Genomic DNA, 14,940 nt, shown 5'->3' with positions numbered 1-14,940 from the left:
CTGAAGATTTCAGCTCGCCGATGTGCGATTGCAGCCTCGACGTGGCGCATCCGAACACGGACAGTCCGGGAGGGACGCACCCTCCCGGCGATCCTCTTCCAGAATCCGCCTTCAGAGACGCTTACAGGAATGAACGAATGATTGACATCATTGGCGGTGGCATTTTAGGACTTACATTGGCGCATGAGTTCTTGAAATGGGGCAAATCGGTCAGGGTCTGGGAACGCGCCGCGACCCTGGGCGGCCTGATGGGGCGCACCACCTTCGCCGAGCTGGGCGGCATGAGCTGTGATCGCTACTATCACGCGATCCTGAGCAGCGATCAGACCCTGATGAGTCTGATGGACGAACTGGGCCTGCGCAGCCGCCTGCGGATGGTCTCAACCAAAATGGGCTTCTACCACGATGGGCGCTGCTATCCTATGACGACGCCCCTTGAGTTCCTGCGCTTCCCGCCACTGAACCTGATTGACCGGATGCGCCTGGCGTACACCATTCTGGCCTGCCGCCGGATCAAAGACTGGCGCGCCCTGGAGCAGATCCCAGTTGCAGATTGGCTGCGGCAACTGAGCGGGGAAAAAACCACCCGCCATATCTGGGAGCCGCTGCTACGAGCCAAGTTTGACGGCGACTTCTCGCAGGTGCCTGCGACCTACATCTGGTCACGACTGGTTCGCACCACCGACACACGTACCCGAGGTGGCAGCCAGGAATTGATGGGTTACCTGCCGAATGGCTACCAGGAGTTGATTGACGCGCTGGCAGCGGCGATACGAGCGCGAGGAGGGATGATTACTACGGGGGCCAACGTCGAGCAGGTGCGGATTGCCGACGGGCGAGTAGTAAGCCTGAGCATCAACGGGATCGAGCAGGTCACCGACCGGGTGATCATTACTGCGCAGACGCCCATCGCGCGCCGGCTGTTGCCGCCTGAGGCGACGGCCGTCAGTGAGCGCTGGGGCAGGCTAGAGGGTTTCCTGGGCATCGTCTGCGTGCTGCTGGTGCTGCGCCGCAGTCTAACACCATACTACACCCTGAACATCACCGACGAGCGTATCCCCTTCACGGGGGTGATCGAGACGACGAACCTTATCGATCCGGCCTGTGTGGGCGGCTACCATCTGGTCTACCTTCCCAAGTACGTGGCGCCGGGCAGCCGTTTCGCCACCATGTCCGATGACGAGCTGCGCGCAGCCTTCCTCGGCTACCTGCGCCAGATGTTTCCCGACCTGCGTGATGACGAGATTGCAGCGGTGCGTATTGGTCGCGAGCGTTATGTCGAACCGTTACATCCTGTGGGAATGACCGACCTCATCCCGCCGGTACGTAGCGAGATCACCGGGCTTTACCTGGCCAACACTAGCCAGATCTACCCGCAGTTGACGAATGGCGAGTCCGTGTGTGCCTTTGCGCGCCGGACGGCATGGGAAATTATCACAGACGTTACCGGGCGCAACACCTCTATCTCGCCAGCCCTTATCAGCGCCTGAGACACTCAATCGAATGAAATGGTGGGGACAGCTATGAACAACCAGATGATTGACATTCTAGCCGGACAGCTTTTCCCAGCCAGAGAAGCTCGGCGCAACGAATGGCGATGGGTGCTCCTGGGGATCGGGTTGGGTGACGCCCTATGCGTGGCCGGGGGATTTATCCTGGCCTACGTGCTGCGTTTCTTTACCGACTGGGCGATTTTCTACCCCGGCGATGCGCGGTTGGAGTTCTACGCCACACTGATCGCCCTGCTCGTACCATCGTGGATTGTGCTCTTTGCCATGTATGGGCTGTACAACCCTAATATCATCTTCGGAGGCACAACCGAATACGCCCGCATTTTCAATGCCTGTACCGTGGGTGTGCTGGTGATTATCGTCCTCACGTTCCTGCAGCCGGACTTCGTGATTGCGCGGGGATGGCTGCTGCTGGCCTGGGCCTCTGTCCTGGCAATGACCATAGGATGGCGCTTCCTTGCGCGACGGCTCGTGTACTCACTCCGAGAACAGGGACGCCTGATCCAGCGCACGGTAGTGCTAGGGGCCAACGCCGAAGGCCGGGCAGTTGCCGAGCAATTGAACGCCTCAAGCCAGGGCGGTATGCGGGTCATCGGCTTCATTGACGATCATCTGCCGCCGGGCACGGAAGCGCTGCCGGGTGTGCCGGTGCTCGGACCGGTTACGGCCTTTGAAGCCATCGTCACGCATACGGGGGTAGATAGCGCAATCATTGCCGACACCGAGATGGTGCGCGAGCGGTTGCCTTCGGTATGCGGCGCGATGGAGACCCTACGCCAGCTTGACGTCTTGCTGGCGCCAGGGATCTTTGAGTTGCTGACTGTCGGAGTAGAGGTGCGCGAGCGTGGTTCCGTGCCGCTGCTCGGTCTTAACAAGACGCGCATTACCGGCCTCCATGGGGTGTGGAAGACAATTATAGACCGGGGGGGAGCGCTGGCAGCCTTGATACTCCTCAGCCCGCTGCTGGCTATTGTTGCCATCCTTGTGCGTCTCGACAGCCCGGGGCCAATTATTTACCGCCGCCGGGTCGTGGGGGTTGGCAACCGGACTTTTGACGCCTTCAAGTTCCGCACCATGCGGGTGGATGGCGACAAGTTGTTAACGCCTGAGCTGCGTAAAGAACTTGAAGAAACCGGGAAACTCCAAAATGACCCCAGGGTTACGCGCCTCGGACGCTTCCTGCGGCGCACCAGCATTGACGAATTGCCGCAACTGGTGAATGTGCTCCTGGGTCAAATGAGCCTGGTCGGCCCACGGATGATCACGGCCGACGAACTGCGGCACTTTGGACGCTGGCGTCACAACCTGGTAACCGTGCGGCCGGGGCTTACCGGCCTGTGGCAGATCAGCGGGCGCAGCAACCTAGGCTACGAAGAGCGTGTGCGCCTGGACATGCACTACATTCGCAATTACTCGATCTGGCTCGACCTGTACATTATCTATCGCACCATTGCCGTGGTCATCTCGGGTCACGGAGCATACTGAGGCCGCAAGGCGTTTGCACGCTGCCTGAACGCACGGATCATCCAACCAGTGCATCGTGTCTGGAGGTTGTTATGCATGCACGACTTCGCGCCGGCGTTATCGGTGTCGGCAGCATGGGCCGGAACCACGCCCGCGTCTATGCCAGCATGGACGGAGTCGAACTCACTGCGGTCAGCGATACCGATCCAACCACCGCAGCGCGTGTTGGCAATATGTATCGCTGCCGGGCCTATACAAACTATCGGGAGATGCTGGAGGAAGAGCGCCTCGATCTGGTTTCTATCGTCGTACCGACCAAACATCACTTCGAGGTGGCGCAGGACGTGATCGAACACGGCGTATCCCTGCTGATCGAGAAACCGATCGCCGCGACGGTGCTCGACGGATACGCGCTGGTGGAAGCTGCCCGGCGCAAGGGCGTATTGCTCACCGTGGGACACATTGAGCGTTTCAACCCGGCGATCATCGCGCTCAAGCAGCAACTTGAAGCGCACGAACTGGGCCATATCTTTCAGATCACCGCGCGCCGGGTTGGCCCATTCCCGGCAAGGATCATGGACGTCGGCGTGGCGATTGACCTGGCGACACACGAGATGGATATTCTCAACTACCTTCTCGGCTCGAAGATCAGCCGGATGCACGTCGAACTGCATCGCCACCTGCATCGCTCCCACGAAGACCTGCTCTCGGCAGTGCTGCGCTTCGAAAATGGCGTTGTCGGCATTCTCGAGATCAACTGGCTGACACCGACGAAGATCCGCGAACTCAGCATCGTGGGCGAGCGGGGGATGTTTGTCGCCAACTATCTCACCCAGGATCTGACCTTTTTTGAGAACGACGAATGCGCGGGCAAGCACTGGCCGACACTGGCGACCATAGGGGTCAGTGAGGGGCGCATGATCCGCCTCAAGGTACAGCGACGTGAGCCGCTGTTTGAGGAACTACGCGCCTTTTGCGAGGCGGTGCGTCATGGCCATCCACCAGCGGTGAGTGGTGAGGATGGCATCGCGGCGCTGGACATGGCGCACCAGATTATCCGAGCCGGGTCTGCCTTCCAGGGCGGAACTAACGTGGTTGAAATGACTGTAGGGGTTGCCGCCTGAGCGAGCAGCGTGAAATGACGCGAGGTAAGCGCCCCTTTGGCGCCCGTGCGGCCAGACCGTTCAACTAAAAAACACTTCTGGGAGGGCAGAGCCCTCCCAGAAGCACGGCCAGATGGTGAGGACGCCCCCTGTCATGGTCGAAAGGTATAGCCCAGATCGCGGACGCGCACAATATGGGCGGGTTTGAGCGGATCGGCTTCGATCTTGCGGCGCAGCCGCCCAATGTAGACAGGCACCAGGTTACTGTCTGTCGTATCTTCCAGGCCCCAGACTTTCTGCAACAACTGCTGGGTGCTAAGGACGCAACTGGCATTTTGCACCAGATAGTACAGCAACTGGAACTCGCGCTCGGTCAAGGTTTGTTCATTGCGACCATTGATGACCACGCGGCGGCGAACCGGATCGAGACTCAGCGGGCCGACCGTGATGGGATGGTAGCCAACATGCAGACGCAGATCATTATTACCGTACCGACGCATAATCGCCTCAATACGCGCGAGTAACTCCGCCGGATTGTAGGGCTTCTGTAGAACATCATCAGCGCCCGACTTCAGCGCCTGAACACGTTGAACGACGGATTGCTCCTGAGAGAGAAAAATAATTGGCGTATGGTAAAGCGAGCGCGCCTCGCCGCACAAGACATACCCCCCGGCCTCCGGGCACTGCTCATCTAAGAGCAAGAGGTCGAAATGACCGGTCTTGAATGCCTGGCGCATTCCCTGATCGTCAACCTCGTGCTGGACCGTATATCCTACATCTTCGAGCAAGAACCTGGTCATGCGCGAATACAGGATATCACTGCTGGCAATCAGAATATGCATGGCCCCCCCGCCATTCGACCATAATCCTGAGTTACAGAACTCCTGAGCGTCGTATGTGAGCTACACGACCTCGATATTTAACGTCAAAATGACCGCCATTCATTCAGGCCTGAAAGCCATGCCGCCGCGACCTGCGAGAAGAGGAGAACAGAGAAACTTGCTTACCCGGACAAAAGTGCGGGGAACCCGGGTTCCCCGCACTCCTACTGAGCAATTTGTGTGAGGCCCAGCGTCATAATAACGACGCGCTCTCGCACATTTGCATATGGGATTCAGTTCCTGTTGCCGCACTTTATTCCTGTTCCGATGGGGACTGGCGGTATCAGACGCACCAGCAGGCTGTCTTCAGAAGCAGCCTTCGACGGTGCTTGGTGACCGGGGTTGTCACTTAGAGTTGCGGGGTAGAATATTTTGAGGTCATGGAAATACTAACTTAACTCGCAGGGGCTGTCAAGTGCAGAAAACGCAAGTTCCCGCCAGGCAGTATATCCAACAAGACCAAGGGCGCGGCTGTCGATCAAACAGCCGCGCCCTCTTTACTCACAGCCTCGTTGCAATGTTGTTGTGAGATGGGCGTCGCCATTGCACGCCCGTTTACCCTCATCAGTCAAGAATGGTCAAGCGCGAGAGCACTAGCGCCGATCCAGACTCTCAAGCAAGCGCCACCCCCCCGGTAGCGCCAGCGCTGCCAGCAGCATCTTGATTGCATCGCCTGGCAGGAACGGGATCACCGCCATATTCAAGAGCGTGATGACGTTTACCGATCCCCGGAACATAGCCGTGATTGCGGCCAACCAGAGAAAGCCCAGGACAAGGATGATGACATTCCCCAGAAGCATCGCTGGAATGGCCGTGCGCACCCGGCGATCCCAGCCACGATGGGCCAGCGCGCCCACGACCGCCGCGGCAATCGGATAGGAGAACAGGTACCCCGCCGTTGGGCCAACGATGACCGGAAGGCCGGGAATGCTGCTGGGTGTCCAGGCGCTGCGCCCCCCGGCGAACACCGGCAACCCCAGCAAGCCCTGGGCCAGATAGACCAGCATGGTCAGCGCGCCGAGGCGCGGGCCCAGGAGCGCTCCAAGCAGCAACACGCCGAAAGTCTGCCCGGTGATGGGCACCGGGGTGAACGGGAGAGGAATGCTGATCCGCGCTGTCAGCGCCATGAGCAGAGAACCTGCCAGAACCAGCAGACCATCGCGGACGAAGGGCCGTTGCAGCGCGCCCTGCGCGGGTACCAGTCGCTGCGCAAGAGTGCCCGGGCTCGAAATGCCGCTGTTGCTCATAGGTGCCGCTCCTTTCCTGCTACGCCGGATAGCGCTGATTGTAACATATCTGGTATCGTCTGTTGCAGGCCGCTGACGCAACTGCAGAGATGGCACTACGGTTGGACAGGGAACAGCCCCGCCAAGGTCTGGCAGGGCTGATGCTATCCTGGAGGCAAGCTCCCGAACTCTACAGTTTGTCGTCGGTTTTGACGGCAATGCCGTTAAAACCGACGACAAAGACCTTTCTGGGCGGCTGCACCGCCCCGAACCTCATCGCCGGAGGCGGACGTTGCGAAGGACCTGACCCTGCTGTGCAGGGCCTATGTTCAGTCTGGCTATGTGGTATCATGCACGCTATGAAGGTCGCCTCCTCGTTGAACGGCCGTCCGATCCGCGTGGCGATGCTGGCCCGTGTCGTCTTTCCGCTGCATGGGTACGGCGGGATCGAGCGCCATGTCTTCCACCTGGCGACCCATCTGACACGCCTGGGGGCCGCGGTAACATTGTATGTGCAATCGGCTGATCTGCGCCGCCAGACCGCTGATGACGAGGCCACCCGCGCTGTGACGCAGGGGTTGCACGGCCTGATCCAGTTGCGCTACGATTACACCTCGCCATGGTTGCCGCCTAATGGCATTGCCGGTCGCCAGATCAACTATCCCTGGTATTCCTGGCGACTCGGCTGCGTGGTCGCTCGCGCCGCCCGCCGGGGGGCCTATGATGTGGTGCACAGTCAGGGTCTCTGCGCGGCCGGCTATGGCTTTATCCGCTCTCGCGACCCGCTGCTGCGCGCCCTGCCCTTCGTCGCCAATCCGCACGGCATGGAGGAGTTTCGCACCCCCGACCGGCGCAAGTGGCTGGCCTACGCTCCCTTCCGCGCCCTCTACGCCTATGGCCACCGCCAGGCTGATCGGGCCATCGCCACCGATGCCTGCACCCGCGACGATCTGCCGCGCTACCTCGGCGTTGATCCGCGGCGCGTCGTAGTCATCCCCTCGGCGATTGATGTGGATGAGTGTCTGGGGTATGTCAGGCCAGATATCCGGTCTCGGCTGCGCGAGCGCTGGAACCTTGACGCGGCTGATCCGCTCCTGCTCAGCGTGGGACGGTTGGAGCGCAACAAGGGGTTTCACGTGCTGATCGCGGCGCTCGCCCGCCTGCGGGCCGAACTGCCGCCAAGCTGGCGCTGGCTGCTGGTCGGCAACGGCAAGGAGCGAGCAGTGCTGGAGCGCCAGGCGCGACAGGCCGGGATCGCCGACCACATTGTTTTCGTCGGGCGCCTCGACGATGTGGAGTTGCACAGCCTCTACGAAGAGGTGGATCTGGTTATCCACCCGACGCTGTATGAAGGCTCCAGTCTGGTGACGTTGGAGGGGATGATTCACCGCAAGCCGCTGGTGGCCTCGGCCAGCGGCGGCATTCCTGACAAGGTCTTCGATGGGCGCAACGGCTATCTGGCGCGCCCCGGCGACGTGGAGGACCTGGCGGCGAAGTTGCGCCTGGCCCTCCGGGCGCGCGCCCGCTGGCCCGCCTGGGGCGAGGAGAGCGCGCGCATCGTGCGCTCGACCTTTGCCTGGCCAGTGGTTGCCCGTCAGACGCTTGAGTTGTACCAGGAACTGCTGGCGATAAGCGCCAGAAGTGCGACCGGCCGTGTGATTGAGCGATAGACGCACAAACGAGAAACCTATGAACCTCAGCGACACACCCGCTTCCACGCTCAGACTTGTCGCCATCGGGGGCGGCGGCGGCGTCAGTCAGGTGCTGCTGGGAGCGCGGCCCTACTTCGGCGGCCTCACGGCGGCGATTGCCGTAACCGATACCGGTCGCAGCACCGGCACTGCCCGCGCGATTGCCAGTATGCCCGCCCCCGGCGACGTTCGCAACACTCTGGCGACTCTCGCCCGCGATCCCGACTCGCTGCTCGCCCGCCTGATGCAGCACCGCCTGCGTTCGCCTGCTGTGCCCGTGCTCGATGGGATGGCCTTCGGCAACCTGCTGATCGCTGCCCTGACACAGATGATCGGAGACTTCGCCGAGGCGATCGAGGCGGCCAGCCTGATGCTCGATTGCACCGCCCGAATTCTGCCGATCTCCACGGTCAATACCCACCTCTGCGCCGAGCTTGAGGACGGCACCGTGGCCGAGAACGAACTGGCCGTGCGGGCCCTCAACAAGGCGCCGATCAGCCGGCTCTACCTCAGTACGCCCCGGGCCCCTGCCAACCCCGCTGTCATCCAGGCCATCCTCCAGGCCGATGTGGTGACGATTGGCCCCGGCAGCTTCTTTACCTCGGTGCTGGCGACCCTGCTCTTCGATCACGTTGGCGAGGCCCTCCGTGACACCCGTGCCACGGTGGTTTTCATCTGCAATACTACCACCCAGCCCGGCCAGACCGACGGATTCTCCGTCGCCGATCATGTGCGCCATCTGGTCAAGCTGCTCGGTTCGGGTGTGGTTGATATTGCCCTGATCAACCGTAGCGACCAGCTCGATCCGGAGATCATCGCCGAGTACGCCGCCGAGGGGTTGCACGTGCTCGAACCTACCGAAGCCGATCTGGAGCAGATCAGCCGCCTTGGCGTGCGACCGCTGGTGCGTAATCTGGCCGAAGCCAGGGAAGGGAAACGCACCCTCTGGAACAAACAGGACACAATCCGCCATGACCCTACCCTGATCGGCCTGGCGCTGTGGAAGATAGCCCTGGATCGGGAGGGGATGTGAGGGGGTGAGGGGGTGTGGAGGTGTGGAGGTGTGGGAGTGGGGAAACCCAGGTTTCCCCACCCACCTCCAGCCGCCCACGTTCAGGTGAGAGAGCCTAGAAAAACCCCAGCTCCTCGCGCGCCTCGTCGCTCATCAGGCTGGGGTTCCAGAAGGGCGTCCATACCAGGTTGATGCGCACGTCTTCGAGATTCTTGAACACCTCTTGCAAGGCCAGCACCTCGCGTCGGGCCTGGTCGAGGATCTGCGGCCCGGCGGGACAGGCCGGCGTGGTCAGGGTCATGTCAATATCCACCACACGGCCTTCCTCCAGCACATCAATGCGGTAGACCAGCCCCAGGTTGACAATATCCAGCCCGATCTCAGGATCGACGACATTCTTGAGCGCGGCGCGCACCATTTCTTCGGTGACCATCGTCTTCCTCGATTTCTATCAGGCGTGACCGGGGTTGACACCGAACAGGTTCATCCGGGCGCGGCCCGCCGCCCCTCTTCGGCCCCTTTCGGCCACACTGGTTGCGTTATCAAGTATACCGCTATGATACCATAGCTCCGCGGGGCGATGCCTCTTTCAGCCGCGCGGCTTCAAGGGAAAGGCGTCGGGAAACCCGCTGTCTTTGCGCTCCTGCCTGTGAGAGGAGCCGGGCAGGCGCCGCCCTCCCGGGAACTTGCGTCTGCTCCTGGATTGAGCCATGATAAACCTGCTGATCAACAATCCTCTTCTGCTGCTCTTCGTGGTATCGGCCATCGGCTATGTGCTGGGCCGTGTGCAGATCGGGGGAGTGAGTCTCGGCGTCGCCGCCGTGCTCTTCGTGGGTCTGGCCTTTGGGGCCCTCGACCCGAACGTGCAACTCCCCGACATTATCTACCAACTCGGCCTGGTGCTGTTTGTCTATACGATCGGATTAAGCAGCGGCCCCGGCTTTTTTGCCTCGCTGCAACGCAGGGGACTCCGCGATAACCTGCTGGTGCTGGGGGTGTTGCTCTTCGCCACGGCGCTGACCGTCGCGGCGCATCTGGTGATCGGCACAGGCCCGCCGATTACCGCGGGGATGTTCGCTGGCAGCCTGACCAACACCCCGGCCCTGGCCAGTGTCATCGAACAGCTTAAGCGCAGCGCCGAGCAGAACGATGCCGCCCTCGCCGGGCCGGTCGTCGGATACTCGGTCACGTACCCTATGGGTGTGCTGGGGGTGATCCTGGCGATCCATGTCTTTCAGCGGCTGTGGCGCGTTGACTACGCCGCCGAGGCGCGCTCCTCGCCCGAGCTGCGCCTGGGAGTCGAAAACCTGGTTAACCGCACCGTGCGCGTAACTCGACCTGACATGGATGGCCGGAACCTTGGCGAACTGGTACGCACCTATCGCTGGGACGTGGTGTTCAGTCGTCTGCAACACGATGGGCACGCGAGCCTCGCCACCAGCGACGCCTATCTCCGGCTCAACGATCTGGTGAGCGTCATCGGCGCGCCCGAAGAGGTTGAGCGCGTGGTGACGGTCCTGGGCGAACCGGCCCCCGAAGGGCTGGAGCTGGACCGTCACACGCTGGATTTTCGGCGTGTCTTCGTGTCAAATCCGGAGGTGGCGGGCAAACGGTTGCGCGATCTTGACCTGCCACGCACCCAGGGGGCGATTATCACCCGCGTGCGGCGCGGTGATGTGGATATTCTGCCCCACGGCGACACAGTGCTCGAACTCGGCGACAGGGTGCGGGTGGTGACCCGGCGCGAAAACCTGGACAACGTCAGCAAGTACTTCGGCGACTCCTACCAGCGTCTCTCCGAGATTGACGTCGTCTCGCTGGGCCTGGGGATGACCATGGGCCTGCTGGCAGGCATGATCCCCTTTCCGCTGCCCGGAGGCGGCGCGTTTACCCTGGGCTTCGCCGGCGGGCCGCTGATCGTTGCGCTGATCCTCGGCTGGCTGGAGCGCAGCGGGCCCATCGTCTGGAGCCTGCCCTACAGCGCCAACCTGACCCTGCGCCAGGTCGGGTTGACGCTCTTTCTGGCAGGGGTGGGGCTACGCTCGGGCTACAGTTTCGTGAGCACGCTGGCAGAGGGGGGAGGTCTGGCGATCTTCGTCGCCGGGGCCCTGATTACCGCCATCTCCGCCGTGACGCTGCTCTTCGTCGGGTACCGCCTGCTCAAGATCCCGCTGGGGCTGTGCATTGGCCTGCTGGCGGGAATGCAGACCCAGCCGGCGGCGCTGGCCTTCGCTGCGGAACAGACCCGCAATGATATGCCAAATATCGGCTACGCCACGGTGTATCCGCTGGCGACCATCGCCAAGATCATTCTGGCCCAGGGGCTGGTGGCGCTATTACGGTGAGGAAACAGGGAAAAACAAGAGGGCAGTCGGGTTGCCCTGAGGGGCCAACCCTGAGGGTTGGCCCCACCTTAATTTCTCCGGTCTCTAATACTTTGCCACTGTCGGGTCCACCTCATCACTCCAGCGGAGGATGCCGCCCTCAAGGTTCTTGACCTTACGGAAGCCGGCCTGTTTGAGCAGTTCGACCGCGCGCCAGCTACGCACGCCACTGCGGCAGTAGACCACGATCTCGCGGGCGCTGTCGAGTTCGTAGATGCGCTCCGGCAACTGGTCAATGGGGATGAGTTTGTCGGTGCCGGGGATGCTGGCAATGGCCACCTCGTAAGGATTGCGCACATCGAGGAGGAAGGGCCGATCGTCGCGCTGGAGCCAGCCGGCCAGTTCGAGCGGCGTAATCACATACTGGCCGCCAATTGAAGGCGCTTCGCGGGTGATGCCGCAGAACTGCTCGTAGTCAATCAGGGCGGTGACGGTGGGATTCTCGCCGCAGACCGGGCAGTTCGGATTGCGCCGCAGTTTCAGTTCGCGGAAGTGCATGCTCAGAGCATCGTAGAGCAGCAAGCGCCCGATCAACGGCTCGCCGATGCCGGTGAGCAACTTGATCGTCTCCGTCGCCTGAATCGTCCCGATTACGCCCGGCAGCACTCCCAGCACGCCTCCCTCGGCGCAGGAAGGCACCAGACCCGGAGGCGGCGGTTCGGGGTAGAGGCAGCGGTAGCATGGCCCGCCATGCTGCGGCGAGAACACCGTCGCCTGGCCCTCGAACCGGAAGATGCTGCCGTAGACGTTGGGCTTACCGAGGAGCACCGAGGCATCGTTGGTCAGGTAGCGGGTGGGAAAATTGTCGGTCCCGTCCACAATGACGTCATAGGGGCGCAGCAGATCAAAGGCGTTGGCCGAGGTGATCTGCGTCTCATAGACAGTGACCTCGATATGCGGATTGAGGTCGAGCAGGCGCCGGCGGGCCGACTCGGTCTTGGCGATGCCGACGGTGCTGGTGCCGTGGACGATCTGCCGTTGCAGGTTGCTCGCATCAACCACATCGAAGTCAACCAGCCCGATGTGACCAACGCCCGCCGCGGCCAGGTAGAGAGCCAGCGGCGACCCCAGGCCGCCGGCGCCAATCAGCAGCACACTGCCCTGCTTCAGACGCCGCTGGCCCTCCATGCCCACTTCGGGCATAATCAGGTGGCGGCTGTAGCGGGCAATTTCTTCATTAGAAAGCGAAACGTTGCTCATCGGCCTCCTCCCGCGATGGCAGGAATGATTGACACCGTCTCACCGGCGCTGAGGGGGGTTTCTTCACCCTGGAGGAAGCGAATATCCTCATCGTCGACATAGATGTTGACAAAGCTGCGCAAGCGGCCATCCTCGGCGAAGAGGTGCCGGCCCAGAGCAGGATGCAGTTCGACCAGGCCGCGCAGCAGTGCGCCAACCGTGTCAGCTTCCAGTTGCACCTGGGCATTGCCGCCGGCATACTCGCGTAACGCGGTGGGGATGGTTATGGTTACGGGCATAGGTTAACACTCCTTACTACTGGTTTGATCGACAACAAGACTTCGTCTCGACGGGGATTGCGGGGGCCGGCGGCCCCCGCAACCGTTCCCTTTGCGGCGCAGCTTCGCCGCGCCGCAGAGGGGGCTTCGGAGGGGCTGCGCCCCTCCGAGCCTCCCCTCGCAGGAGAAGTCTCGTTGTTATGTCACATCCCGGCAATAATCACCTCTTCGGCTTCAAAACGCGCCCCGGCATCCACCAGCAGCCAGCTTGTCACCTCGGCGGCGCGGCCCTGGCGCACGGCTTGAATGACAAAGGCGAACGTCGAGCCGCCAATGGCCTGCGCGCCGACGCGATCGCGCTCGGAGGGGGTGGCGGGCGCGTCGGGGTGGGAATGGTAACAGCCGACGATTTCGAGGCCCCGCGCCGTCGCCGCGCGGTCGGCGCGCAGATAGTCGCGGGGGTCGAGGTAGAAGCGATCGCGCCGCGAGGTGGGATCATCGCTCGAGCTGAGCTGCACCTGACCACTCCAGCGGTTCTCCACCGGAAAGGCTTCGAGAGCCAGCTTCGCGGCGCCCTCCAGGCGCCCCAGCAGCAAGCCGACGCACTCGTCGGGGTAAGTTGCCTCGGCGTGGGCCGCGATCGCCGCCGCGACGGCGGGTGAAAGGGTGAGGATAGGGCGTGTCATTCCCGGTTCCAGCATATGGAGAGTCTGGGCGAGCAGGTCACTCTCAATACTCAATACGGTGCATGCATGTGATCGCCTGATTTCACTGGGAAGCCATATTCAGCAATCCAAAATCCACAATCCACAATCCAAAATGGCATTAGATCCCGCTGCCCTGCTCGAAGCCCGGCTCCTCCCAGAAGCGTTCGCTAAGGTAGCGATTGGCGCTGTCGCAGAGGATGGTCACCACCACGCCGGAGCGCAGGTCGCGGGCCACCTGTAGCGCGGCGGTGACATTGGCGGCCGCCGAGATGCCGACCAGCAGCCCCTCCTCGCGAGCCAGGCGCCGGGCCATAGCAAAGGCGGCCTCGCTGCTCACCTCCAGAATGGCGTCGGGCGTCCCCGGGTCGTAGATCGCCGGAACGAGGCGCGTCGAAGCCATGTGCTTCACTCCCTCCAGGGCGTGGTAGGGACTATCGGGCTGCACGGCGATAGCCTGCAGGGCGGGGTTCAGCTCGCGCAGGCGCCGGGTGACGCCCATGAAGGTGCCGCTGGTGCCCAGAGCGGCGACGAAGTGGGTCACCCGGCCGCCAGTCTGACGCCAGATCTCCGGCCCGGTAGTCTCGTAGTGCGCCTGGGGATTGGCGGGATTGCTGTACTGGTCGGGATAGAAGTAGCGTTCAGGCTCGCGTGCTACGAGCTGGCGAATAGTGGCAATTGCCAGGTCCATGCCCTCGGCGGGGTCGGTGAGGATGAGCGTGGCACCGAGGGCGCGCAGGGTGCGCTGGCGTTCGGGGCTGGCGTTGGCCGGCAGCGCCAGGGTCACGCCGTAACCCAGGGCCGCACCGATAGTGGCATAGGCGATGCCGGTGTTGCCGCTGGTGGCATCGGCGATGCGCATCCCGGGGCGCAGCAGGCCCCGGCGTTCGCCGTCGCGGATCATCCACAGCGCCGGGCGATCCTTGACCGAGCCGCCGAGGTTGTACCACTCCGCCTTGGCGTAGAGTTCCACGCCGGGCGGCAGGTCGGCGTTCAGGCAGGTGAGCCGGAGCAGGGGCGTCTCACCGATCAGATCGAGGGCCGTGGTCATCGCGTCTCCTGGAAGGGCGCCTGGCGCTGCCGGCGCCGGTAGGCCCGCACGGCGGCCCGAAGGGTGTGCAGGGCCAGGGTGGCGCAGCGAGGACGAGCACGGGCGACTTCGTAGCCGACCAGATCGAGGACCGCAGCGTCATCAAGGGCCTCGATGGCCGCCAGCGCAGCGTCCTGGAGCGTCTCGGCCAGAATTGAAGCGGCGGCCTGGCTCACGCTGCACCCCTGGCCCTCGAAGCGCAGCGCTGCCACTCGCTCGCGCCCCGGATCAACCTTGAGATAGATCGTCACCTGATCGCCACAGTCGGGAATGCCGCCAGGGACGATCACGTCGGCATCGGCCAATGGGCCGTGATAGCGGGGATGTTCGTAGTGATCGAGCAGCCGTTCGATGATCGCCTGGCGGTCCATACTGCGATTTTTGATTTTGGATTTGAGATTGTGGATTGGCCGCGGC

Annotated in this window: 14 protein-coding genes; 6 read left to right on the top strand and 8 right to left on the bottom strand. The window is 62.6% G+C overall.

Going from position 1 to position 14,940, the window contains the following annotated elements:
• The first annotated feature begins 137 nt into the window (after positions 1–137).
• The 3 genes from NZU74_11245 (at position 138) to NZU74_11235 (ending at position 4,099) form a co-directional block, all read left to right on the top strand.
• A complete protein-coding gene (locus tag NZU74_11245; protein MCS6881899.1) occupies positions 138–1,490 on the top strand; it encodes an NAD(P)/FAD-dependent oxidoreductase in 1,353 nt (450 codons plus the stop codon).
• Positions 1,491–1,523: 33 nt separating this feature from the next.
• On the top strand, positions 1,524–2,996 hold the full coding sequence (locus NZU74_11240; protein ID MCS6881898.1) for a sugar transferase: 1,473 nt from the start codon (positions 1,524–1,526) through the stop codon (positions 2,994–2,996).
• Between the two features lie 71 nt (positions 2,997–3,067).
• Positions 3,068–4,099 (top strand): Gfo/Idh/MocA family oxidoreductase, encoded by a 1,032-nt coding sequence (locus tag NZU74_11235; protein MCS6881897.1) that lies wholly within the window; start codon positions 3,068–3,070, stop codon positions 4,097–4,099.
• 131 nt (positions 4,100–4,230) lie between these two features.
• Here NZU74_11235 and NZU74_11230 read toward each other — a convergent pair whose 3' ends face one another.
• Positions 4,231–4,920 carry a response regulator transcription factor gene (locus NZU74_11230; protein MCS6881896.1) on the bottom strand — a complete coding sequence of 230 codons (690 nt, stop codon included), beginning with the start codon at positions 4,918–4,920 and terminating at the stop codon, positions 4,231–4,233.
• 632 nt (positions 4,921–5,552) lie between these two features.
• Positions 5,553–6,206: a biotin transporter BioY gene (locus NZU74_11225; protein MCS6881895.1), complete on the bottom strand. Its 654-nt coding sequence runs from the start codon at positions 6,204–6,206 to the stop codon at positions 5,553–5,555.
• 329 nt (positions 6,207–6,535) lie between these two features.
• On the opposite strand from NZU74_11225, the gene NZU74_11220 reads away from it, so the two are divergent.
• Positions 6,536–7,855: a glycosyltransferase family 4 protein gene (locus tag NZU74_11220; protein ID MCS6881894.1), complete on the top strand. Its 1,320-nt coding sequence runs from the start codon at positions 6,536–6,538 to the stop codon at positions 7,853–7,855.
• Positions 7,856–7,874: 19 nt separating this feature from the next.
• Positions 7,875–8,909 (top strand): YvcK family protein, encoded by a 1,035-nt coding sequence (locus NZU74_11215; GenBank protein MCS6881893.1) that lies wholly within the window; start codon positions 7,875–7,877, stop codon positions 8,907–8,909.
• Between the two features lie 94 nt (positions 8,910–9,003).
• On the opposite strand, the gene NZU74_11210 is transcribed toward NZU74_11215, so the two are convergent.
• Entirely contained in the window at positions 9,004–9,321 is a 318-nt protein-coding gene (locus NZU74_11210) for a metal-sulfur cluster assembly factor (protein MCS6881892.1), read from the bottom strand.
• Positions 9,322–9,598: 277 nt separating this feature from the next.
• On the opposite strand from NZU74_11210, the gene NZU74_11205 reads away from it, so the two are divergent.
• Positions 9,599–11,233, top strand: coding sequence for a transporter (locus tag NZU74_11205; GenBank protein MCS6881891.1), 1,635 nt, complete (start codon positions 9,599–9,601; stop codon positions 11,231–11,233).
• An 84-nt stretch (positions 11,234–11,317) separates the two neighbouring features.
• Here NZU74_11205 and moeB read toward each other — a convergent pair whose 3' ends face one another.
• The 5 genes from moeB to NZU74_11180 all read right to left on the bottom strand — a co-directional run bounded on the left by moeB (position 11,318) and on the right by NZU74_11180 (position 14,894).
• Positions 11,318–12,472, bottom strand: a complete 1,155-nt coding sequence (gene moeB / locus NZU74_11200) for a molybdopterin-synthase adenylyltransferase MoeB (protein MCS6881890.1) — start codon at positions 12,470–12,472, stop codon at positions 11,318–11,320.
• Positions 12,469–12,750, bottom strand: coding sequence for a MoaD/ThiS family protein (locus tag NZU74_11195; GenBank protein ID MCS6881889.1), 282 nt, complete (start codon positions 12,748–12,750; stop codon positions 12,469–12,471). Before NZU74_11195 ends, moeB begins: the two co-directional genes overlap by 4 nt.
• Before the next feature lie 182 nt (positions 12,751–12,932).
• Positions 12,933–13,415 (bottom strand): M67 family metallopeptidase, encoded by a 483-nt coding sequence (locus NZU74_11190; GenBank protein MCS6881888.1) that lies wholly within the window; start codon positions 13,413–13,415, stop codon positions 12,933–12,935.
• A gap of 139 nt (positions 13,416–13,554) precedes the next feature.
• Entirely contained in the window at positions 13,555–14,484 is a 930-nt protein-coding gene (locus NZU74_11185; protein ID MCS6881887.1) for a cysteine synthase family protein, read from the bottom strand.
• Complete coding sequence (locus NZU74_11180) at positions 14,481–14,894, bottom strand: iron-sulfur cluster assembly scaffold protein (protein MCS6881886.1); 414 nt, start codon at positions 14,892–14,894, stop codon at positions 14,481–14,483. The genes NZU74_11185 and NZU74_11180 overlap by 4 nt, the downstream gene beginning before the upstream one ends.
• Between the last annotated feature and the right edge of the window lie 46 nt (positions 14,895–14,940).

It is taken from the genome of Chloroflexaceae bacterium (genome assembly GCA_025057155.1).
In the GTDB taxonomy this organism is placed as follows: Bacteria; Chloroflexota; Chloroflexia; order Chloroflexales; family Chloroflexaceae; genus JACAEO01.
The sequence above is the reverse complement of the archived record's forward strand: the minus strand, read 5'-3'. Positions and strand labels throughout refer to the sequence as shown.

What these genes read in the sequence shown, in the direction of transcription:
- NZU74_11245 (MCS6881899.1), top strand. Translation starts at nt 138, where the DNA reads ATGATTGACATCATTGGCGGTGGCATTTTAGGACTTACATTGGCGCAT.
- NZU74_11240 (MCS6881898.1), top strand. Translation starts at nt 1,524, where the DNA reads ATGAACAACCAGATGATTGACATTCTAGCCGGACAGCTTTTCCCAGCC.
- NZU74_11235 (MCS6881897.1), top strand. Translation starts at nt 3,068, where the DNA reads ATGCATGCACGACTTCGCGCCGGCGTTATCGGTGTCGGCAGCATGGGC.
- NZU74_11230 (MCS6881896.1), bottom strand. Translation starts at nt 4,920, where the DNA reads ATGCATATTCTGATTGCCAGCAGTGATATCCTGTATTCGCGCATGACC.
- NZU74_11225 (MCS6881895.1), bottom strand. Translation starts at nt 6,206, where the DNA reads ATGAGCAACAGCGGCATTTCGAGCCCGGGCACTCTTGCGCAGCGACTG.
- NZU74_11220 (MCS6881894.1), top strand. Translation starts at nt 6,536, where the DNA reads ATGCACGCTATGAAGGTCGCCTCCTCGTTGAACGGCCGTCCGATCCGC.
- NZU74_11215 (MCS6881893.1), top strand. Translation starts at nt 7,875, where the DNA reads ATGAACCTCAGCGACACACCCGCTTCCACGCTCAGACTTGTCGCCATC.
- NZU74_11210 (MCS6881892.1), bottom strand. Translation starts at nt 9,321, where the DNA reads ATGGTCACCGAAGAAATGGTGCGCGCCGCGCTCAAGAATGTCGTCGAT.
- NZU74_11205 (MCS6881891.1), top strand. Translation starts at nt 9,599, where the DNA reads ATGATAAACCTGCTGATCAACAATCCTCTTCTGCTGCTCTTCGTGGTA.
- moeB (MCS6881890.1), bottom strand. Translation starts at nt 12,472, where the DNA reads ATGAGCAACGTTTCGCTTTCTAATGAAGAAATTGCCCGCTACAGCCGC.
- NZU74_11195 (MCS6881889.1), bottom strand. Translation starts at nt 12,750, where the DNA reads ATGCCCGTAACCATAACCATCCCCACCGCGTTACGCGAGTATGCCGGC.
- NZU74_11190 (MCS6881888.1), bottom strand. Translation starts at nt 13,415, where the DNA reads ATGACACGCCCTATCCTCACCCTTTCACCCGCCGTCGCGGCGGCGATC.
- NZU74_11185 (MCS6881887.1), bottom strand. Translation starts at nt 14,484, where the DNA reads ATGACCACGGCCCTCGATCTGATCGGTGAGACGCCCCTGCTCCGGCTC.
- NZU74_11180 (MCS6881886.1), bottom strand. Translation starts at nt 14,894, where the DNA reads ATGGACCGCCAGGCGATCATCGAACGGCTGCTCGATCACTACGAACAT.